Origin of the sequence: Cnuella takakiae (genome assembly GCF_001953305.1) — a bacterium.
Taxonomy (GTDB): domain Bacteria; phylum Bacteroidota; class Bacteroidia; order Chitinophagales; family Chitinophagaceae; genus Flavisolibacter; species Flavisolibacter takakiae.
Genome location: NZ_MTFE01000010.1, coordinates 4,386,185 through 4,407,321, shown reverse-complemented (window position 1 = coordinate 4,407,321; position 21,137 = coordinate 4,386,185). Strand labels below are relative to the sequence as shown.

The window sequence follows — 21,137 nt, the reverse complement described above, 5'->3', positions numbered from 1 at the left end:
CCTGCCGCTATTCCTCGGTATTTTAATGGCCGCTCAAGCAAGCTTTGCCCAACCGGCTTCCGTGATCCGTTCCTACGTTACCCAATTCAAGGATATTGCAATCGAAGAAATGAAACGCACCGGTGTGCCGGCATCCATCACGCTGGCGCAGGGTATTCACGAAACGATGGCCGGTACCTCGGTGCTGGTGCGCAAATCAAATAACCATTTTGGTATCAAGTGCAAAGAAACCTGGACGGGTGCCTCGGTAAACCACGATGATGATGCACCGCAGGAATGTTTCCGTAAATACGACAATGCCTTTGATTCTTACCGCGATCATTCGGATTTCCTGAAAACCCGCAAGCACTACAATGCCCTGTTTTCGCTCGATCCTACCGATTATGAAAGCTGGGCTTATGGCCTCAAAAAGGCTGGCTATGCCACCAACCCCAAATACCCGCAGATCCTCATCAAGCTGATTCGCGATTACAACCTCCACGATTATACCCTTGTGGCCATGGGGCAGAAAACCGAGGGCCCGGATGTGCTATGGGCACAGGGCATCACCACGCCCGCTGCAAGCCAGCCGGTGGCTGCGGTTGCCCGCACCGTGGTTGCCGAACCGGCAGCGCTCCCTGCACCCATCATGCCCCTGTATCCATCGGGTGTTTTCCGGATCAACGATACCAAGGTTAAGTATATCACCAAAGGCACATCTTACCTCCAGGTAGCCGAGGAACATAATATGCCGCTTTCGCGCCTGTTCGACTTCAACGATATGGCGCCCCAGGAAACTGCTGATGCCGATGGCCTGTTGTACCTGCAGCGTAAGCGCAAGTCGGGCAACAACGAAACCCACAAAGTTGGTTTTGGCGAAACCCTGTACAGCATTGCCCAGTCAGAAGGCATCCGTTTGGAAAGCCTGCTGGCACTCAACCACCTCCAGCCTAGCCAGCAGCCCGAAATTGGTGAAACCCTTTATCTCAAACACAAAGCTGCCGGCATGCCCCGCCTTGCAACTACTATGGCCAAGGCCGACCTGCCCCAGGTAGTGCAGCAATCGGTGCAGCAGGCCGGTGGCCCCGCGCAGCCCGTCAATATGGTGCCCCTGCAAGCCAGTGAGCCCACAGGTGGCTCCTATACCGAACACATTGTTCAGCCCAAAGAGACCCTTTACGCCATCTCCAGGAAATATTCTGTAAGCATTGAAGAAATCATGAAGTGGAACGACATGCAGGACATGAACCTGCGCAGCGGTCAGGCACTTCGCATCCGGAAATAATGGAAAAAGTACGTGTAAAAGACAAGGAGTTTGGCCCCTACCTTACCGAGGCGGTCATCGCAGCGAAAGTAAAGGAGTTGGCCGATGCGCTCAACCGCGATTATGCAGGCAAAAAGCCCCTGTTTATCGCCATCCTCAACGGGTCGTTTATGTTTGCATCCGACCTGTTCAAACAAATCAATATCGATGCGGAAATATCCTTTATCAAACTGGCCTCCTACAAAGGCATGAAGAGCAGTGGCAACGTGATCACGGCCATCGGTTTGGAACAGGACCTCTATGCCCGCGACGTGATCATCGTGGAAGACATCGTGGACACAGGCAAGACCCTGCACCACTTCCTGCCACAGTTGCAGCACCAGCAACCGGCATCGCTGCGTATTGCCGCCCTGCTGCATAAACCCGAGGCAACACAGTTTCCGCTCCAGATCGATTACGTGGGCTTTGCCATCCCCAACAAGTTCGTGGTAGGCTATGGCCTCGACTACGATGGACTGGGACGGAATTTGAAGGAGATTTACCAACTTGCTTAATGTAGGTTTATAGTTTTTGGTTTATGGTTTTTAGTTAGACAAGCAGTTGTTAACTAAAAACCATAAACTAAACACCAAAGACGCCTTCCCACTCACTTCCCCGCTATTTTGTACTTTGGCAGTTAATCTGTCTGCTTTGAATAACCGCCTACCGTTATGGCTCTGTTGTTTGCTGCTGCCCTTTTGGGGTTTTGGCCAGCAGGTATATATCCGTGGCGAGGTGACCGACGAGCACGGAAAGCCCCTGGCCAACGTGGCCATTTTGCAGCACAGTACGGGTTATGTTATTCGTGCCGGTGCAGCCGGTGGCTTTGGTATTCTTTCCAACAGGCATGTAGATACGCTTACCTTCAGCATGGATGGCTTTCTGAGTCGCCGGCTCCCTGCCCGGGCCAACGAATACCTTAAAGTGGAGCTGAAGCGCAAACCCGCCACGGCGGGCTCCATGAGCCGGTTGGCCTCTTTTACCCAGAATCTTTCCCGCGATTTTCAGCAGCCCTGGCTTACCGGTAATGAGACCTATGTTTCGTTGGTGGAAAATGGCTTTGTGCCTTCGGGTGCTTTTCCATCCACCGGTATACGCCTCAACGTGGACCGCGCCTCTTACAGCAATGTGCGACGTTTCCTGAAAATGAATACTCCCGTTCCGCCCGATGCGGTGCGCATTGAGGAAATGATCAATTACTTTAATTTCCGGTACGAAGAGCCGCCGCCTGGAGAAACCTTTTCCGTCAAATCTCTACTCACCAACTGCCCCTGGAACAGCCAGAACCAGCTGATGCTGGTTCAGTTGGCCTCCCGCAAAATCGCTCCCGACAGCCTGCCGCCAAGCCATCTTACTTTTCTAATAGATGTTTCCGGAAGTATGGATATGCCCAACCGCCTGCCCCTGCTGAAGTCAGGGTTTCGTAGCCTGGTGCAAAACCTCCGCGACAAAGACTCTGTAAGCATCGTGGTGTATGGCGGAACGATAGGGGTGTGGCTACCCACTGCCGGGGGCAATGAAAAAGAAAAAATTTTCCGGGCAATTGACAGCCTGGAGCCGGGCGGATCTACGCCGGGTGAGTCGGGGGTAAAACTGGCCTACAGTGTGGCCCAAAATCATTTTATCAAAAACGGCAACAACCGGGTGATCCTTGCCACCGATGGCGATTTCAACGTAGGCCTCCGCTCCGAAGCAGAACTGGAAAACCTGATTGCTACCCAAACCCGTGCGGGGGTATACCTTACCTGCCTGGGCGTGGGTATGGGCAATTACAAGGATTCAAGGATACAGGCCCTGGCGCAAAAAGGGCACGGCAATTTTGCCTACATCGACAGCTATGCCGAAGCCGAAAAGGTGCTGCTACACGAGTTCATGCAAACCCTTTATACCGTTGCGGATAATGCCTCCTTTACCGTTCACTTCGACCCGGCTTTTGTAAAGCACTACCGACTGATTGGTTTTGATAATAAAGTAGGCGCCATCCACGACCCGCTGGCTACCATCGAAGGTGGCGAGATTGGCTCGGCCTATGCCTCCCTGCTGCTGTTTGAACTGGAGCCCCAGGTAGCCGATCTGCACCAAACCATTCCCGCCCGTTTTCATATACAGTACCACTTGCCGGGGGACGGCAAAATGCTGCAGCGGGATTTTGCTAAGCCTATTAATTTCATCCCGTGGACTGCCCTGGAAAAGGAGTACCAACTGGCAGGTTCGGTTGCGCTGTTTGGCATGCTGCTGCGCAATAGCCGTTATACCCGCAACCTTGATTTTGAAGATGTACTGCGACTGGCAAGACCTGCCCTTGGCAACGGCAATCCTTCCCAACTGGAGTTCATCACGCTCGTGCAGCAGGCAAGGCATATATATGGTAAAAGGAAAAAGCGGAAATAATCGCCAAAGGCTCTGCTAATGGCCTGATGTACATTCTTAAATTTTACCGCTACCAATCTGGCCAAAGGTGCCAACGGGGCACGGTGCAGGCTATCTCCATAGGTATTATCTCCCTGCAGTATGGAGAACATCCATTATCCTGGTCTCCACCTCTAGGCCGCAATAGGTCATGCAGTTAATGGCTATTTGGGAAAAAATTATCCCGTTGTTGGGTTGCAGTTCATTGCTGTCGCTGGAAACATTGCAGCCGCCGCTGCTGGCCACCTGTTGGTTGGCCTTATGCAAAATAAAATGCGGTTCGCGCTTGCCGTCTTCGGCTATGGTTATCAGTTAGTCGTTGAGTTCAACTAGCTTCCAATACTTTTCGGTAGGCGTGTTGGGGTTCTTGCTGGCAGTAGGTGCGGTGGTAGTGGCGGGTGTTTTGCAATTATAACCTGTCAGTGCAACCACAACCAAGCTGTACAAGCATCGGTATTTCATCCAACAGTTTTGATACAAGAAACCAACAAAAAAAAGGCTGCTCCTATTTGCATCCAAACGTTGGGTGACCAGGGCTGCAACAGATTTTTCAACTACGTTTTTTGTGGCGAGTTTGTAGTCCTCTAAAATATTGTTTCGATTTGAACCCTTTTAATATTGGTGAAAATCAAACAAAATTAAAGTAGTAAAAAAAAGTTTGATGTTTAGCCTGCAATGTAGCTGACCGCTGTACGTATGGAGGGCCGATGCCTTTAATTTAGCAGCATACAGCCTACTAACCCTTATACTAAGGCATACGCAAACATGACAGACCATCCGATTTTTGTGGGTGAAAGCACTCCGGCAACACAGGCAGAGCTGGCAAAAGTGTATGGCTACTTCAACCTTTTGCCTGTAGCTGTGGCAGTATTCCTGGGACCTTCCCAGGTTGTTGATTTTGTAAATCCCGCCTATTGCCAGCTCATTAGCAAAAACGCTTCCGATGTTTTGGGTAAATCGCTTTTTTCCATTTACCCCGAACTGAAAGGCAGCGGTATTGATGAAATTCATCAGCGGGTGATGCGCACCGGTATAGCCGAACAAATAGAAGAGAACCCGGCATCCTACCTGGTAAACGGCGTGCTGTACCATGGTTATTTCAATACGCGGTTTCAGCCCCTGCAGGATGAACAGGGCCAAACCATCGGTTTGCTGGTGTCAGGTTATGATGTAACGGAAACGGTAAAGGCAAAAAAGCGCAACGAGCAAAGGGAGGAACTGTTGCAAAAAGCCAAGGAGCAAATGGAGTTGGGCATCAACACCGGAAGGGTAGGATTGTGGTACTGGGATGCTCTTACCGATACCCTGAGTTGGAGCCAGGAACAGTTGCAGCTTTTTGGCCTCACCGATCACACCGGTATCAACAGGGTAGCCGATTTCCACCGCTTTGTATTGCCCGAAGACCTGCAGCAGATGTACGAAAGCCAGGAAGGAATCCAGGCAGCAACCACCGATTATGCCTACAAGTTCCGGATCAGGCGGGCGGATGGTGCCCTGCGGTGGTTACAAGCCCGGTCGCGCACTTCTTTTGATCCTTCCGGTAACCTGGTCTATATCAGCGGGATTAATATTGATATTACAGAACAGGAAGAGATCAGGCAACAACTGGAAGCCAGCGAACGACGCTTCCGGTCACTGGCCGAAAATTCGCCAGATGTGATCACCCGCCATGGGCGGGATTTTCACTACCTCTATGTAAGCCCACAAATTGAAAGCTATACCGGCCATAAACCCGAAGAGTTCCTTGGCCGCAGTTACCAGGAAGTGGGTTTCCCTGATTCCCTCTGCCGTGTTTTTGACGAAGCCCTTGCTTATGTTTTCAGTACTGGCCGCAAGCACCAGGTTTCCTACAGTATGCCTGGCGACAACCGCCATGTTTTTTCACGCTTCACACCCGAGCTGGATGAAAATGGTGCAGTTGATTCTGTACTGATCATCTCCACCGATATCACGGAAATAAAGAAGACTGAGTTGGAACAGCGTAAGCTGGCAACCCAACTACAGCTTGCTACCGATTCGGCCAATGTGGGCACCTGGTGGTACAATGTGCAAACGGGTGAGTTGGAGTGGTCGGCACTCCATAAAAAGATGTGGGGCTATCCCGAAGACCGTAGCGGGTTTGTATTTGCCGACTGGCACAACTGCATACACCAAGCCGACCAGGGCGAGGTGCTGGCCCTGATGGAACAATCCAAAGCGCAAGGGTTACAGTTCAATGCTACCTATCGCATTGAGCCTGCAGGCGGTAGTCGGCGTTGGATACGGTCGGTAGGTCAATACCAGTTTAACGAAAAAGGTGAAGCCCTTGCCGTAACAGGGATCAGCATCGATATCACTGAGCAGAAGCTGGTGGAAGAACAGTTGAAAGCCAAGGAAGAGCATCTCTCCCTGGCTCTTGAAGGCGGCGAACTGGGTACCTACGATTTTTACCTCCAGAGTGGGCAGGTGGTGTGGAGCGAAAAGACGCGGAGCTTTTTTGGTGTGGATTTCGAGGCTCCCGTTACTCTCGAACTCTTTTACAAGGCTATCCATCCCGATGACCGCGACCGCATCGTTGCCACCACCACCGGGGCCATGCAATTCGGCAGCGGAGGCAATTTCGACGAAGAGTTCCGGGTAGTGCACCTGCAGGATGGGCAGATTCGTTGGATACGTTCCAGGGGCAGGGTATTTTTTGATGAAACCGGTCAGCCCCGCCGCTTTATTGGTGTGGTGCAGAAAGTGTCGCGTTATAAAGAAATAATGGCCCAGTTGCAAGAAGGTCGCGAAAGGCTGCAGGCTGCGCTTAATGCTTCCAACACAGGTACTTTCCGGTGGAATATTCAAACCAACGAGCTGAGCTGGGATGAAAACCTGGACCGCTTGTTTGGCCTGCGGCAGGGCGAAAAGGTGCAAAACCTGGATGAGTTTATGAGCTGTGTGCATCCTGGCGATCGCGATAGGGTAGCAGCCGCCTGTAGGCGCTGTGCTCTTGAAGCCGCCGATTTTGATGAATCGTTTAGGGTAGTATGGCCCGATGGCAGTATCCATTGGCTGGCAGACAAGGGAAAGACCCTGACCAGTGCTGACGGCAAGCCGCTTTTTCTGACCGGCGCCTGTGTAGATATTACCGAACGCAAACAATCGGAACAGGCACTTGCTGCTAACGAAGAGCGGTTTCGCACCCTGGGTAATTCCAGTGCCCAACTGGCCTGGATGGCCGATGCCAATGGGTTTATTTACTGGTACAACGACCGCTGGTATGCATATACCGGTTCCGATTTAGCAATCATGCAGGGCTGGGGCTGGCAGCAGGTGCACCACCCCGATCATGTAAGCAGGGTGGTAAGTTTTGTACAGGCTGCCTGGACAAAGGATGAACCCTGGGAGCTTACTTTCCCCTTGCGCCGGCACGATGGGGTGTACCGCTGGTTTCTCACCCGTGCCTATCCCATCAAAGATGCGGAGGGCAAAGTGGTGCAGTGGATTGGTACCAACACTGATATCAATGAGCAGCTGGAAACCCAGCAGGCTTTGCGCCAGAGCGAATCGGAGCTAAGGGTGCTGGCCGACTTTCAGCCACAGATCGTGTGGACGGCCAACAAGGCGGGATTGTTGGATTACATAAATAAAAGGTGGGAAGAATTCACCGGCAGCCCTTCGGAAGCCGCTTTCGGCGCAGGCTGGCACCACTGGGTTCATGCCGATGACCTGGAAGTTGCCCTCGCCAGCTGGAACCTGTCGGTAGCTACCGGGCAGTACTACGAAGTGGAATCGCGTATACGCCGCCATGATGGTGTTTACCGTTGGTACCTCAACAGGGGCCAGGCACTGCATGATGAAAAGGGCAACATCATCAAATGGTTGGGTACCATCACCGACATTCACGACCGTAAAACCATGGCGGTGCAGCTAGAAGCCCTGGTGAAAGAACGTACCCGGGCCCTGCAACGCTCCAATGAAGACCTGCAGCAGTTTGCTCATGTGGCCTCTCACGACCTGAAAGAGCCTGTGCGCAAAATGAAGACATTTAGTTCCATGCTGGAAATGGAGTTGGGCCAAAACCTGAGTGCAAGGGCCAAAACCTATTTTGAAAAAATGAATAGCGCCACCGACCGTATGTTTTCCATGATCAGTGGTGTATTGGCCTATTCTACTTTCAATGCGGTAGAAGAAACTTTCCAGCCTGTTAACCTGAATGTAATCCTGGAACAAATAGGCGCAGATCTGGAACTGCCCATGCAGGAAAAAGGAGCTATCCTGGAAGTAGGGCAAATGCCTAACGTATCAGGCGTACCGCTTTTACTTTATCAATTATTTTATAACCTGATCAATAATTCCTTGAAGTTTACCCGAACAGGTGTTATTCCCATTATTACCATTACAGCCGAAACCGGTACCCTTCACAAATCTCCAGCAGCTATTATAAAGGTTGCAGATAACGGCATTGGCTTTGACCAGCAGTATGCCGGCCAGATATTCAACACCTTTACCCGACTTCATTCCAAAGATGATTTTGAAGGCAATGGTCTTGGTTTGGCGCTTTGTAAGAAAATCGCGGAGCGGCATGGTGGCACCATTACGGCAGTGGGAGTGGAAGGGCGTGGTGCCACCTTTACAGTGGTGCTGCCCCGGTAGTCTTGCTGCGAGTTGGTTGCTGAATTGGTTGAATGCCCATGGTAAACTGGCAACAATAGCCAACCTAATATCCGAAACTAAAAAGAGGCCCTCAGGCCTCTTTTTCAATTTATTGGAACATTTCCCGAACCTTATCGAAAAACGATTTTTGATTCTTGTCGGGATTGGGCTGGAAATTGGGCGATTTCGCCAGCTTTTCCAGCATCGACTTTTCTTCGCTCGTCAGCTCCTGGGGCGTCCAGATATTTACGTGTACCAGCTGGTCGCCTTTCTCGTAGCTGTTTACCGCAGGGAAGCCCTTGCCTTTGAGGCGGAAGATCTTACCACTTTGTGTGCCTGCGGGAATTTTGATCTTGGCCCGGCCATCGATGGTAGGCACTTCCACGTTGGCGCCAAAGGCTGCTTCGGGGAAGGAGAGGTGCAGGTCGAATACTACGTTGAGGCCCTCCCGCTGGAGTTCCTTGTGTGGTTCTTCCTCTACCAGGATGATGAGGTCGCCGGGAGCACCGCCACGTTCGCCGGCATTGCCGCGGCCGCTGATATTGAGCTGCATACCTTCCTGCACACCCGCCGGGATGTCGATGGTAACGGTTTCTTCGCCGTACACGCGGCCTTCGCCTTTACAGCTGCCGCATTTGGCGGTGATGGTGCTGCCTTCGCCGTTACAGTTAGGGCAGGTGGTTACGGTTTGCATCTGTCCCAGGAAGGTGCTAGTAACCTTACGTACCTGGCCACTGCCACCGCAGGTGCCGCAGGTTTGTACGCTGCCGCTGTCCTTTGCGCCGCTGCCGTTACAGGTAGTACAGCCTACATATTTTTTTACCTTGATGTTTTTGGTTACACCCTTGGCAATTTCTTCGTAAGTAAGTTTAAGCTTGATGCGGAGGTTGGAACCACGGGTGCCACGGGCACGCTGGCTGCCACGGCCACCGCCGCCTCTTGCGCCGCCGTTGAAGAAGGAGCCGAACACGTCTTCGCCAAAGATGTCGCCAAACTGGCTGAAGATGTCGTCCATGTTCATGCCGCCGCCATAACCGCCATTACCACGGCCGTTGCCGCTAACGCCGGCATGGCCAAAGCGGTCGTATTGCGCTTTCTTGTCGGCATCGCTGAGCACCTCGTAGGCTTCAGCAGCCTCCTTGAATTTTTCTTCGGCAGTTTTATCCCCGGGGTTGCGGTCGGGGTGGTATTGCATGGCCACCTTGCGGTACGCTTTCTTGATCTCGTCCGCGGCGGCTGTTTTGCCAACACCTAATACTTCGTAGTAATCTCTTTTAGACATAAAAAGTTAATTAGCCAATTAGCTAATGTGCTAATTAGCTAATGATCGGGAATCGTTGATTGTAGTTGCTTTTTAGCACATTGGCTAATTGGCACATTATCAAATTATTTACCTACCACCACTTTCGCGTAACGGATGATTTTATCGTGCAGGTAATAACCTTTGATCACTTCATCTACCACCTTGCCTTTCAGTTCCGCACCGGCTTCAATTTCGGTGATGGCTTCGTGCAGGTCGGCGTTGAACTCCTGGCCTTTAGCGTCCATGGGTTTTACACCTTTATTGGTAAGTGTTTGGCGCAGCTTGTTGAACACCAGCTGGATGCCTTCCCTGATGGGGCCCAGGTCTTCGGCTTTGTCCATGGTCCGCTCGGCACGCTCGCAGTCGTCGAGTACTTCCAGCAGGTCGGTTACTACGTCCTTGCTGGCGGTTTGAATCAGCTCGATGCGTTCCTTGGCGGTACGGCGCCGGAAGTTGTCGAACTCCGCAGCCTGGCGCAGGTATTTGTCCTTCAGTTCATCTACCTGAGCTTTCAGCTGCGCCGTTTCGTCAATGCTTTGCTCGGCGGCAGGTGCCTGGGTATCTTCCGTGGTCTCTGCGGCAGTATTGTTTTCTGTTCCGTTGGTCTCTTGTTCCTGGAATTCCTGGTGCTTCATATCAAAACAAAAAATTGAGTGCAAAGGTAGCGGTCAAATGGTTTGCCAATGGTATGGGTTGGGACAAATTGTCCGAATGCGGCGGCAGAACCTGTAAACTTAACGGCTTTCCGTTCTTCGTGTCAGGAAAGAAGCCGTAAAAAGCTTTGACTGGCTTCTGCTGTCAGGTAGGGGTGCCCGTGCATTTTAACAGGTGCCAACCCCCCTTTTCCAAAAATCCTTTTATAATCCTGCAAATTGGTGGTTCCTTTGCGCCCTTATGGCAACCGTACATTTAAAAAGAAAAATCGCCCAGCGGATCGCCAACGGGCATCCCTGGATCTTTGCCAACGAAGTGGAACGTGTTGAAGGCAACCCCGAGCCGGGTAGCGTGGTGCCGGTTTTATACCACGATGGCAAGTTTGCCGGCCAGGGTTATATCAACGAGCAGAGCCAGATCATGGTGCGCCTGCTTACCCGCGAAAAGAGCGATGTGGTAAACGAGGAATATTTCCTCCGTAAAATACAGGAGTGCTGGACCTACCGCCAGCAACTGGGTTATGTTGAAAACTGCCGCCTTGTTTTTGGCGAAGCCGATGGCATGCCCCAACTGATTATTGATAAATTCAATGATCATTTCGTGATCCAAACCCTTGCACTGGGTATTGACAAATGGAAGCCGGCGATTGTAAAAGCGCTGAATACCGTTTTCCAACCCAAGGGCATCTACGAACGCAACGACGTGCCGGTACGCGAATTGGAAGGTTTGCCCCAGCAAAAAGGTTTCCTGTCTGCGCCTTTCGATACCAAGATCATCATCAACGAAAATGGCCTGAAGTTTCATGTGGACATTGAAAATGGCCAGAAGACCGGCTATTTCCTTGACCAGCAGGACAACCGCCGCGCCATCCAGCATATTGTAAAAGGCGCCGATGTGCTGGGCGCTTTTACCTATACCGGCACTTTTGAAATACACGCCGGTTTCTACGGCGCAAAGAGCGTATTGGGACTGGATATTTCGGAAAATGCCGTGCAGCAGGCAAACAAGAATGCCGCCCTCAACGGACTCCAGGATGTGGTGAAATTTGAAACCGCCAATGCTTTTGACGTGCTGAAGCAGTGGGGTAGAGACGGGCGCCAGTACGACGTGGTAATGCTCGATCCGCCAGCTTTTACCAAGAGCCGCGCTAATATCCAAAAGGCTATTACGGGTTACAAGGAGATCAACCTGCGGGGAATGAAGCTGGTGAAAAAAGGTGGTTTCCTGGTTACTTCCAGCTGTACCAACCTGGTAAACCAGGAGCTGTTTTTACAAACCATCGAGATGGCTGCCAAGGATGCCCGCAGGCCCATCCGCCAGGTGACCTTTCAGAACCAGTCTTCCGACCACCCCATCATCTGGGGTATGGAAAACACGCACTACCTGAAGTTTTTGATTGTGCAGGTGGGGTGAGGAGTGAGGAGTAGTGAGTGATGAGTGATGAAAACCTAGATAAAAGAAGAGGCCGGCAGTTATCTGCCGACCTCTTCTTTTATCTTCAAACATTTGCTTTAACTATTCATCATTCATTACTCATCACTCACCATCTCACTTGCTCACCTGGAACTTTCCCGACTCCACCAGCTTTCCGGCTTTATCATATAATTGGTAGATATAGATGCCGCGATTAAAATCGTTCAGGTTGATGGTTGATTTGGAACTGATATTACTCGCTTCAAACATTTTCTTGCCCAAAAAGCTATATACCTGAATGGAATAACCACGGTCGTAACTTTTCTGAAAGTCGAACGACACGATACTGGTAGCCGGGTTGGGATAGAACCTCAAAATGGGCGCCGCATCAAAACCTGAGGTTTTGGGCTGGGCAGCCAGGTTAAAAACGGTTATCAGTAAAACGGACAGTATAAGTAAAACTCTCTTCAACGAACCCCCTCTTGGTTTATTATGAGCAAATTAGATTTTTTGCATACAAGTGCAAAGGGTTTGCCGAAAAAGTAGAAGATTTTGTCAAACAGTTAAGGGTAATTCCTCAAGTGTTTTAAGGATTAGTGTAAAATTGGGCTGTTGGCCTGCATCTTCCAATACTTCGGCGTAGCGTACCACTCCTTCGCGGTCAATAACAAATGCTGCTCTTTTTGACACACCTTTCATGCCAAAGAACTCGCTGTACAGGGCGCCATAAGCCGCAGAAACCTCCTTATTGAAATCGCTGAGCAGCTCGAAATTGTATTGCTGGTCTTCTTTGTACTTGGCGAGGGTAAACAGCGAATCAATGGAAATGCCGATCACCTTTGTTTCCAGGTTGTTGTAACGCGCCATTTCATCGCGAACACTGCACAGTTCCGCGGTGCACACCGAAGAAAAAGCCAGGGGGAAAAACAGGAGTACCACGTTTTGCCCTTTAAAAGAGGAAAGGCTTACCGGTTGTTTTTCAATGTTTACGAGGGTAAAGTCGGGTGCTTGCTGACCGATTTGAATTGCCATATTGATTGCATTATTTGTTCAAGCAACAATTATTGCCTGAATTAAGTTGTAAAATAAAAAGTATCAAAGGCCATAGATAAACTGGTATTTGGTCTCCAGGTAGTGGAGAAAAACACTGGCATCCAAAGCCTTGCTACTAACCTGGGTACATAGTTCCTCGCTCGTATGCAACCTCCCGCTGGCATGTACTTTTTCGCGTAGCCAGGACAGCAGGTTGGCGGTGTTTCCGTTTTTGATTTCGCTTACCAAACCCGCATTGGCCTCCGTTGCGGCGTGGTAGAATTGTGCGGCATAAAAGGAACCCAAACTGTAGGTAGGGAAGTAGCCAAAGGAACCATGGCTCCAGTGTACGTCCTGAAGGCAACCCCGCTTATCGTCCGGTACGGTGATGCCCAGGTACTTTTGATAGTGCTCGTTCCAGTATGCCGGTATATCGGCAGTAGCCAGGCTGCCATCCAGCAGTTGCTTTTCCAGTTCGTACCGGATGGCTACATGAAAGTGATAGGTGATTTCGTCGGCTTCCGTGCGGATAAGCGATGGCTGTACTTTGTTGATGCCCCGGTAAAAAGTATCAAGGTCAATATCCCCTAACTGATCTGGAAAATAACGTTTCAGTTCGGGCAGGAAGTGCTGCCAGAAGCCGCGGCTGCGGCCGACATTGTTTTCCCATAACCGCGATTGCGATTCATGAATGGAGTAGGAGCAGGCTTCTCCTGAGGGCAGCCCATAACCTTCCGTGGGCAAGCCTTGTTCGTATAATGCATGACCTACTTCGTGGATGGTGCTCCAGGTCATGTTGGCAAAATCCTGTTCATCTACCCGGGTGGTGATGCGCACATCCTGCGGGTTGAAGGAAGTAGAGAACGGGTGTTCGCTGATATCCTGCCGTCCAGCCGCCAGGTCATAGTTCAGTTGCTGCACCAGCCACATACCCCATTCCCATTGCTTGTCTTTGGGGTAAGTTTTTTGCAAAAATGCATCCGCTACTTGTGGACGGCTGGTGATGCGGTCCAACAGGTTTTTAAGCTGCGGCAGGATGGCTGCAAAACTCCGGTCGATCCCCTCTACGGTAGCGCCTTTTTCATACTCATTGAGTAAGGCATTGTAGGGGTGGCCTGTATAACCCAGCAGGCTTGCTTCCTGCTTTTTCAACTGCAGCAAGGCATCCAGGTCTTTTTCAAAAACGCCAAAGTTGTTGGCCTTTCGGGCTTCCATCCAGGCGTGAAAGGCCTTGTTGATGGCATCGGACAGTTGGCGTACAAATGCCGCGGGGTATTTCTGTTGTTTGGAAAAGTCCTCCCAGGTGAGTTGCACATTTTTCTGTTCTGCAGGTGTCAAGCCATCGCTGCCCTGTAGTTCATGCAGCAGGGCGCCCAGCTTTTCGGAGGTGGCCATGCGGTGGGCAATTTCGGACAAGGTGCTAAGCTGCCGGCCACGAAACTCCGCGCCTTTGGCGGGCAGGTAGGTTTCCTGGTCCCACTGCAAAACGGCACCGGTAAAACGCACATCGGCCAGCTGGGCCATTTCTTCCTGATACTGCTGGTAAAGCTCCCGGGTATTTGACATGGGGCAAAACTAAGGGGTTGGATGTTTGCAAGGGAATGGACAATGGGAAATCGACCATGGACAATGGTCCATAGTCCATGGTCGATACTCCGGGGTTTCCCTTTACTTTTGATTGATAGCTAAAACCAATACCAGCCCGATGAACATCAATGATATCCTGCTGCATATAGAACGATTTGCGGCTCCCGAACTGCAGGAGGACTGGGACAATGCAGGCCTGATTACCGGGCAGCGGGGCTGGGCATGTACCGGTGCCCTTATCTGCCTCGATGCTACCGTGGAGGTGATCCGCGAGGCGGTGCAAAAAGGCTGCAACCTCGTTATTGCCCATCATCCTATTGTTTTCAAAGGACTCAAAAAGCTTAATGGCAAAAACTATATCGAGCAGGCGGTGATCGAAGCCATCAAAGGGGATATTGCCATTTATGCAGCCCATACAAACCTCGATAACGTGGTGCTGGGGGTAAATGGAAAAATTGCCGAAAAGCTGGGTTTAGAAAATATAACCATCCTCAGCCCAAAGCGAAAGGTGCTCCGCCGCCTCATCACTTTTGCGCCCCTTGATAAAGCTGAAGACGTTAGGCAGGCCCTTTTTGCCGGGGGCGCCGGCCATATTGGCCAGTATGCCGAATGCAGTTTCAACAGTGAAGGCACCGGAACCTTCAAGGCGGAGGAAGGCGCCAATCCCTATGTGGGTGAAGTGGGCAAGCGGCACGAAGAACGGGAAGCCAAGATCGAAATTGTTTATCCCTATTACCTCGAGTACCAGATCATCAAGGCGTTAAAAGACAACCATCCCTACGAGGAGGTAGCCTACGATATTTTTACCATGGAAAACGTACACCAGGGTATCGGTTCTGGGGTGATTGGCGAACTGCCGGAAGCCATGGATGAAGCTTCTTTTTTAAAACAACTAAAAGAAACCTTCCGGGTGCCGGTGGTGCGTCATACTGCACTGCAGGGCAAGCCCATAAAAAAGGTAGCCGTTTGCGGTGGTGCCGGTTCTTTCCTTTCCGGGACTGCACTTGCACAGGGCGCAGATATTTATATTACGGCCGATGTTAAATACCACGAGTTCTTCGATGCCGAAGGCCGCATGGTGCTGGCTGATATCGGTCACTACGAAAGCGAGCAGTTTACCGTCGACCTGCTGTATGACCTTTTGGTAGGAAAAATCCCTACCTTTGCCGTCCTTAAAACAAGCGTGGATACCAATCCGGTGCGGTATTTTTCGTGAATGGTGAATCGGGAATGGTGAATGTAATACATTCCCAATACCTTGGTTCCCATTGACAATTGACCATTTACCATTGCCCATTCACGTTTCACGACAACAAAAACACACATTCCCAATATGGCTAACGTAAAAGAGTTTTCGGTTGAAGAAAAGCTCACTTCCCTGGTGACGCTGCAGAAAATCGAATCCAAGCTGGATGAAATCCGTATCCTGAAAGGCGAGCTTCCCATTGAAGTGGCCGACCTCGAAGACGAGATCCAGGGCTTGCATGCCCGCCAGCTGCGTGTGGAAGAAGAGATAAACGGTATTACCGAGTTCATTGAGCAAAAGCGCAACGCGATTAAGGACGCCCAGGAGCTGATCGCTAAATACGAAAAGCAAAGCGAAAACGTAAAAAACAACCGCGAGTTCGAAGCCATTAACAAGGAAATCGAAATGCAGCAGTTGGAAGTGAAGCTTTGCGAAAAGCACATCAAAGACGCCAACGAGGAGATTTCCGAGAAAGCCGTGCTGCTGGAAAAAGCTAAAAAGGCCATCGCCAGCAAAGAAGGTGTACTCAACAGCAAAAAAGGCGAGCTGGAAAAAATCATCGCTTCTACCGAAGAGGAAGAAACCCAGTACAGCACTAGGGCTGAAACCGCGAGCAAAGACGTAGATCCACGCCTGCTGGCTTCTTATATCAAAATTCGCAACAACTACCGCAATGGCCTTGCTGTTGTGCCCGTTGAGCGTGATGCCTGCGGCGGTTGCTTCTACAGCATCCCTCCCCAAAAGCAGAGCGAGATCAAACAGCGCAAAAAGATCATGGTTTGCGAAAACTGTGGCCGCATCCTGGTTGATGCCGACCTTAACGACAGCATCGAAGTAAAATAAGCGGACTTCCGGTTGCCAGTTGCTGGTTTCGGGATCCGTGCAGATAATATAGGGCCGTTCCATTGGGAGCGGCTTTTTTTATCATATCTCTATCGAATTGCACCCGCCAATATGGGGTGCTTTGATTAATTTGCCGCTCCGCAAAAAGGTGGTTGCAGCGGGCATTTGCAATCCTGTTTTTTCTGCAAAAGCTTTATTGCCGGCACCTTTCGGGTACTTCCTATGCTAAAGAAACTGCTGATAAACAATTACGCCATCATCGACGAGCTGGAAATTGACTTTTCCGGCAACCTCAACATACTTACAGGTGAAACTGGTGCGGGTAAGTCCATCATCATGGGCGCCCTCGGCCTGATCCTGGGACAGCGTGCCGAAACCGGCTCGCTGCGCAACCGCGAACGCAAGTGCGTGGTGGAAGGTGTTTTTTCCAACGATAATGATGGCGTGGCCGAGTTGCTCCGCGAAGCCGACCTCGACCCCGAAGAAGCCGAAGTGGTGGTACGCCGCGAAATACAACCCAGCGGCAAGAGCCGCGCTTTTGTAAACGATACACCTGTAAACCTGTCGCAGCTGCAGCAGGTAACCAATATGCTGGTAGACCTGCACCAGCAGTTTGATACCCTGGAGCTGGGCGAAAGCGATTTTCAGCGCGAAGTGCTGGATGCACTTGGCGGAAATGCCGCCGCTATAAAAGCTTACCAGCGTCTTTACACCGATGCGCAGGCTGCCCGCCGCAGGTTTGAGGCCCTCCGCGAGCAAAAGACTCAATTTGACAAAGAGTTCGACTACCACCAGTTTCAGTTCAGCGAGCTGGATGAAGCTGGTTTTCGTCCCGACGAACTGGAAGAAAGTGAAACAGAACTGAAGCTGCTCAACAACGCCGAGGGCATCAAAACAGCACTGGCTAAAGGCTATTACGAGCTGGCTGAGAGCGAGGAACCCGTTACCCGCCAACTAAAAGCTTTGTACGCTTCCCTGCAGCAATATGCCGAGCTGCACCCGCTGCTGCCCGAGTTGGTAAAGCGCATTGAGTCGGCCTATATCGAACTGCAGGATATTGCCGACGAAGTAGACCGCGTACATGGCGATATCAATTTTGACCCCGCCACCATTGAGCAACTGAACGACCGGCTTTCTTTGGGTTATAAGCTCCTGAAAAAGCATGGGGTGAAAACCACCAACGAACTCCTGGCCATCCGCGATGCGCTGAACGAAAAGCTACAGGCGGTACTCAATATCGACGAGGCCATCCAAAAGGCGGAAGCAGAATACAAGCACCTGCTGTCCGAAGCCGAAGCTGCTGCCGAAAAGATTTCAGCCGCCCGTAAAAAGGTGGTGGCACCGCTCCAGGAAAAAGTGGATGCCATGCTGCGGCAGGTGGGGATGCCCAATGCCCGCATCCGCGTGGACATCAAGAAAGTTGGGCTCAATGCCACCGGTTTTGATGAAGTGGAGTTTTTGTTTGATGCCAACCGGAGCAACAATTTCAATCCCTTGCGGAAAGTGGCATCGGGTGGTGAACTGAGCCGACTGATGTTGTGTATCAAGTCGCTGGTCGCGCAAAGCATCGACCTGCCCACCCTGATCTTTGACGAGATCGATACCGGTATTTCGGGGGAAGCCGCCAAGCAGGTGGGCATCATCATGAAAGACCTGGCAGGTACACGCCAGGTAATCTGTATCACGCACCAGCCGCAGATTGCAGGCCGTGCCGATGCGCATTTCTTTGTGTATAAAAATACCAAGGCCGATACCGTGACCACGGGTGTGCGCATGCTCAGTACCGACGAACGCATTGTGGCCATTGCCCAAATGATGAGTGGCGAGAAGCCTTCGGCGGCGGCGCTGGAAAATGCACGCGAAATGGTGACCGCAGATTAATATGATCAGGGAATGATTTGTATGAACTTAAATCCTACTGCATTCCTGTTTGCGGGCTGTTTTAGCCCTATCGAAATGGCAAGTCTTTAATACCCTTTACTGAACAACCGTAATTTCGTATCATTAAGTATTCGTTTGTAGGGTTTCCGCTACAGGCAAACTGCAGGTTTTAAGGCATCGTCCTTTTTATTTGCAAGCCTGTAGATAATGTAGGCAGGTATTGGCTGCAGTCATCTTACAAATCTTTTAAAATCATAGAAATCTGCGGTTCAGGCTGCTTATGAAAAACGATATCATTCAAAACCTCCTCGACGCACTGGCGATTTCGCCGGAAAATATACCCCTGCGCATGCATGTGGCCAGCCTGTTGTTGCAGGACGGACTTTATGCCGATGCCGGTGAGCAGTACCAGCAGGTGCTCGAAATCAGCTATGGCAACCGCGAGGCAAAGTTGGGCCTGGCTGCCTGTTATTACGAAACAGGCAAGTACTCTGCTGCCACCATCATTTACGAGCAGCTTGCCGACGAGCTGCCCCTGACCGACCAAATCCGGTTTATCAAATGCCTGGTGCAGGAAAAAAGCATTGCCCATGCCGTTGACCTCTACCAGCGGGTACTGGCCATGCATCCCGGCTTCAGCGACCCCGAACTGGACAACCAGTTGCGCATGCCGGCACAGTCGCCCTTCGATTTCGACGAAGACGACGGCCTGCTCCCCGAAGACGACACCTGGTTTTTGCAAAAGCCTGATGTCAACTTCAGTCATGTGGGTGGCATGGAAAGGGTGAAACGAGAAATTTCGATGAAGATCATCGAACCCCTCCGCAACCCCGATCTGTATAAGGCTTTTGGCAAAAAAGCCGGTGGCGGCATCCTGCTGTATGGCCCTCCGGGTTGTGGCAAAACATTTATTGCAAAAGCCACCGCAGGTGAAATTGACGCCAAGTTCATCTCCATCGGTCTACACGACATACTGGATATGTGGATGGGCAACAGCGAAAAGAACCTCCACGAAATTTTTGAAATCGCCCGCCGCAATGCGCCCTGCGTGCTCTTTATTGATGAAGTGGACGCCATGGGTGCCAGCCGCAGCGATATGAAGGGCAATGCCCTCCGGCATGTCATCAACCAGTTCCTGGCCGAACTGGACGGCGTGGCAAGCAGCAACGAAGGCGTGCTGGTTTTGGCGGCTACCAATGCCCCCTGGAACGTAGACGCCGCTTTTCGCCGCCCCGGCCGCTTCGACCGGGTAATCTTTGTGGCGCCGCCCGACAAGGAAGCCCGCACCCAGATGCTGGACCAGATGCTGGCCGAAAAGCCGGTAGGTAAAATTGAAGCCGCCAAAGTTGCCGCGGCTACCGATAATTACTCCGGTGCCGACCTGAAAGCGGTAATCGATATCGCCATCGAAGAAAAACTGCAGGATTCACTGGCCAAGGGCGCCATTCAGCCTATTGAAACCAAAGACCTGCTGAAGGCAGCCAAACAGCATCGCGCCACCACCCTGGAGTGGCTGGCATCGGCACGTAACTACGCCCTGTATGCCAATGAGGCCGGGCTGTACGACGAAATTCTGCAATACCTAAAGCTGAAGAAATAATGGTAGATACCGGGGTGCTGCTGGACCGGGCAAGCCTGTTGCTGGAGCAGGGACGTGTGCACGATGCTGAAGTGGCGGCACGCGAAGTGCTGTCGCGGGAACCATACAACGATATGGCCCTTGCACTGTTGGGCCGCTGTGCCTACGAAGGCGGCCACTTCAAGGATGGTATGGGCTTTATCAGCGAGGCCCTTGCCCTGCGTCCCGAACACAGCTTTTACTACTACCTGCTTGCTTTTGGTCACTACCAGTTGGGCGAATATGCCACCGCGGTTGATTACCTGGCAACGGCCCAGTCCATTCATCCCGATATTGCCGAATACTACGGTTTGCAGTCTTTTGTGCTGTTGGCCCAGCAACAGTGGGAGCCCGCACTCGAAAAGGCCGATGAAGGGCTTTACTGGGAGGCCGACAACCTTACCTGCCTGAATGCACGCAGCCGGGCACTCAATAAAATGCGCCGCAATGGTGAGGCCATCGAAACCATGCAGGATGCCCTTGCACTCGACCCGCACAACGAAATGACCCATGCCACCGTTGCATGGAACTACCTGGAAAAAGGCAACCACAAGGAAGCCCAGCACCATTTCCGCGAAGCGCTCCGCCTCAATCCCAACAGCGATAATGCCCGGACCGGTTTGAAGGAAGCCCTCAAGTCCAACGTGGCACCCTACCGCTGGCTGCTCCAGTACCATTTCTGGCTGCACAACAAAGGCAAGAAGTGGCGTACCGGTTCGCCCATCGTTTTATACATCCTGTTCCGGTTGGCGTCTGCCGGCCTGAGTGCCGCCGGCGCACCCAAAGAACTGGTGTTCCTGCCTATTGGGCTGTACCTCTTGCTGGTGATGACCTCCTGGACCATTAACCCCATTGCCAATTTTGTATTGCTGTTTCATCCTTTAGGTAAACACGCTATTTCAGCCGCGGAAAAATGGTCGGCCATAACGGTGGTAAGTGCCATGGTTTCGGGTTTGACCTTGCTGGGACTGGGCTTGTTTACAAACCTGTTTGACGGAACAGCTTATGCCAATACTATTTTCTTTGGTGCCCTTACGCTGCTCACGCTGGCACTGCCCCTGGGCGAGCTGCCTTACCCGCTCCGCTGGCGCGGAACTACCAGGGCCCAAAAGATCGCATTGGCGCTGGTAGTATTGGGTGCCACTGCTTTTGCCGGTATGTTTTTCCTGCCCGGCAGCCTGGTGCTGTTTACCATTTACCTCGTGGGTTTCATCGTCTATAACTGGACGGGTTTGTTCCGCTAGGCGTGGTA

General features: G+C 51.5%; 16 protein-coding genes. 10 read left to right on the top strand and 6 right to left on the bottom strand.

The features are described from left to right. The 3 genes from BUE76_RS18920 to BUE76_RS18910 form a co-directional block, all read left to right on the top strand. A partial coding sequence (locus BUE76_RS18920) for a glucosaminidase domain-containing protein (RefSeq protein WP_216820684.1) occupies positions 1-1,264 on the top strand: 1,264 nt, incomplete at its 5' end. Then, positions 1,264-1,797: a hypoxanthine phosphoribosyltransferase gene (hpt, locus tag BUE76_RS18915; protein ID WP_073045619.1), complete on the top strand. Its 534-nt coding sequence runs from the start codon at positions 1,264-1,266 to the stop codon at positions 1,795-1,797. The genes BUE76_RS18920 and hpt, both read left to right, overlap by 1 nt. Before the next feature lie 136 nt (positions 1,798-1,933). Further along, a complete protein-coding gene (locus BUE76_RS18910; protein WP_143157384.1) occupies positions 1,934-3,673 on the top strand; it encodes a YfbK domain-containing protein in 1,740 nt (579 codons plus the stop codon). Positions 3,674-4,003: 330 nt separating this feature from the next. Here BUE76_RS18910 and BUE76_RS24570 read toward each other — a convergent pair whose 3' ends face one another. Continuing rightward, positions 4,004-4,153: a hypothetical protein gene (locus BUE76_RS24570; RefSeq protein ID WP_158070001.1), complete on the bottom strand. Its 150-nt coding sequence runs from the start codon at positions 4,151-4,153 to the stop codon at positions 4,004-4,006. Positions 4,154-4,456: 303 nt separating this feature from the next. On the opposite strand from BUE76_RS24570, the gene BUE76_RS18905 reads away from it, so the two are divergent. After that, positions 4,457-8,308, top strand: coding sequence for a PAS domain-containing protein (locus tag BUE76_RS18905; RefSeq protein ID WP_073045623.1), 3,852 nt, complete (start codon positions 4,457-4,459; stop codon positions 8,306-8,308). 109 nt (positions 8,309-8,417) lie between these two features. Here BUE76_RS18905 and dnaJ read toward each other — a convergent pair whose 3' ends face one another. Both dnaJ and BUE76_RS18895 read right to left on the bottom strand, forming a co-directional pair. Continuing rightward, positions 8,418-9,590, bottom strand: coding sequence for a molecular chaperone DnaJ (gene dnaJ / locus BUE76_RS18900; RefSeq protein WP_073045626.1), 1,173 nt, complete (start codon positions 9,588-9,590; stop codon positions 8,418-8,420). Between the two features lie 104 nt (positions 9,591-9,694). Further along, a complete protein-coding gene (locus BUE76_RS18895) occupies positions 9,695-10,246 on the bottom strand; it encodes a nucleotide exchange factor GrpE (RefSeq protein WP_073045629.1) in 552 nt (183 codons plus the stop codon). Between the two features lie 259 nt (positions 10,247-10,505). Here BUE76_RS18895 and BUE76_RS18890 point away from each other — a divergent pair, with 259 nt between their 5' ends. Next, a complete protein-coding gene (locus tag BUE76_RS18890; RefSeq protein ID WP_073045631.1) occupies positions 10,506-11,678 on the top strand; it encodes a class I SAM-dependent rRNA methyltransferase in 1,173 nt (390 codons plus the stop codon). A gap of 135 nt (positions 11,679-11,813) precedes the next feature. On the opposite strand, the gene BUE76_RS18885 is transcribed toward BUE76_RS18890, so the two are convergent. The 3 genes from BUE76_RS18885 to BUE76_RS18875 form a co-directional block, all read right to left on the bottom strand. After that, positions 11,814-12,149 (bottom strand): T9SS type A sorting domain-containing protein, encoded by a 336-nt coding sequence (locus tag BUE76_RS18885; RefSeq protein ID WP_073045634.1) that lies wholly within the window; start codon positions 12,147-12,149, stop codon positions 11,814-11,816. 84 nt (positions 12,150-12,233) lie between these two features. Further along, positions 12,234-12,710, bottom strand: a complete 477-nt coding sequence (locus tag BUE76_RS18880; protein WP_073045635.1) for a redoxin domain-containing protein — start codon at positions 12,708-12,710, stop codon at positions 12,234-12,236. A 63-nt stretch (positions 12,711-12,773) separates the two neighbouring features. Then, the gene (locus tag BUE76_RS18875; RefSeq protein ID WP_073045638.1) at positions 12,774-14,276 is read right to left on the bottom strand and encodes a carboxypeptidase M32; all 1,503 of its coding nucleotides are present in this window, start codon (positions 14,274-14,276) and stop codon (positions 12,774-12,776) included. A 139-nt stretch (positions 14,277-14,415) separates the two neighbouring features. On the opposite strand from BUE76_RS18875, the gene BUE76_RS18870 reads away from it, so the two are divergent. The 5 genes from BUE76_RS18870 (at position 14,416) to BUE76_RS18850 (ending at position 21,129) form a co-directional block, all read left to right on the top strand. Next, positions 14,416-15,513: a Nif3-like dinuclear metal center hexameric protein gene (locus BUE76_RS18870; protein WP_073045640.1), complete on the top strand. Its 1,098-nt coding sequence runs from the start codon at positions 14,416-14,418 to the stop codon at positions 15,511-15,513. 117 nt (positions 15,514-15,630) lie between these two features. After that, a complete protein-coding gene (locus tag BUE76_RS18865; RefSeq protein WP_073045642.1) occupies positions 15,631-16,386 on the top strand; it encodes a zinc ribbon domain-containing protein in 756 nt (251 codons plus the stop codon). Between the two features lie 222 nt (positions 16,387-16,608). Next, entirely contained in the window at positions 16,609-18,267 is a 1,659-nt protein-coding gene (recN, locus tag BUE76_RS18860) for a DNA repair protein RecN (RefSeq protein WP_083596632.1), read from the top strand. Positions 18,268-18,547: 280 nt separating this feature from the next. After that, a complete protein-coding gene (locus tag BUE76_RS18855; RefSeq protein WP_073045647.1) occupies positions 18,548-19,867 on the top strand; it encodes an AAA family ATPase in 1,320 nt (439 codons plus the stop codon). Beyond that, positions 19,867-21,129 carry a tetratricopeptide repeat protein gene (locus BUE76_RS18850; RefSeq protein ID WP_073045650.1) on the top strand — a complete coding sequence of 421 codons (1,263 nt, stop codon included), beginning with the start codon at positions 19,867-19,869 and terminating at the stop codon, positions 21,127-21,129. The genes BUE76_RS18855 and BUE76_RS18850 overlap by 1 nt, the downstream gene beginning before the upstream one ends. The last annotated feature ends 8 nt before the right edge of the window (positions 21,130-21,137 follow it).

What these genes read in the sequence shown, in the direction of transcription:
- hpt (WP_073045619.1), top strand. Translation starts at nt 1,264, where the DNA reads ATGGAAAAAGTACGTGTAAAAGACAAGGAGTTTGGCCCCTACCTTACC.
- BUE76_RS24570 (WP_158070001.1), bottom strand. Translation starts at nt 4,153, where the DNA reads ATGAAATACCGATGCTTGTACAGCTTGGTTGTGGTTGCACTGACAGGT.
- BUE76_RS18905 (WP_073045623.1), top strand. Translation starts at nt 4,457, where the DNA reads ATGACAGACCATCCGATTTTTGTGGGTGAAAGCACTCCGGCAACACAG.
- dnaJ (WP_073045626.1), bottom strand. Translation starts at nt 9,590, where the DNA reads ATGTCTAAAAGAGATTACTACGAAGTATTAGGTGTTGGCAAAACAGCC.
- BUE76_RS18895 (WP_073045629.1), bottom strand. Translation starts at nt 10,246, where the DNA reads ATGAAGCACCAGGAATTCCAGGAACAAGAGACCAACGGAACAGAAAAC.
- BUE76_RS18890 (WP_073045631.1), top strand. Translation starts at nt 10,506, where the DNA reads ATGGCAACCGTACATTTAAAAAGAAAAATCGCCCAGCGGATCGCCAAC.
- BUE76_RS18880 (WP_073045635.1), bottom strand. Translation starts at nt 12,710, where the DNA reads ATGGCAATTCAAATCGGTCAGCAAGCACCCGACTTTACCCTCGTAAAC.
- BUE76_RS18875 (WP_073045638.1), bottom strand. Translation starts at nt 14,276, where the DNA reads ATGTCAAATACCCGGGAGCTTTACCAGCAGTATCAGGAAGAAATGGCC.
- BUE76_RS18870 (WP_073045640.1), top strand. Translation starts at nt 14,416, where the DNA reads ATGAACATCAATGATATCCTGCTGCATATAGAACGATTTGCGGCTCCC.
- BUE76_RS18865 (WP_073045642.1), top strand. Translation starts at nt 15,631, where the DNA reads ATGGCTAACGTAAAAGAGTTTTCGGTTGAAGAAAAGCTCACTTCCCTG.
- recN (WP_083596632.1), top strand. Translation starts at nt 16,609, where the DNA reads ATGCTAAAGAAACTGCTGATAAACAATTACGCCATCATCGACGAGCTG.
- BUE76_RS18855 (WP_073045647.1), top strand. Translation starts at nt 18,548, where the DNA reads ATGAAAAACGATATCATTCAAAACCTCCTCGACGCACTGGCGATTTCG.
- BUE76_RS18850 (WP_073045650.1), top strand. Translation starts at nt 19,867, where the DNA reads ATGGTAGATACCGGGGTGCTGCTGGACCGGGCAAGCCTGTTGCTGGAG.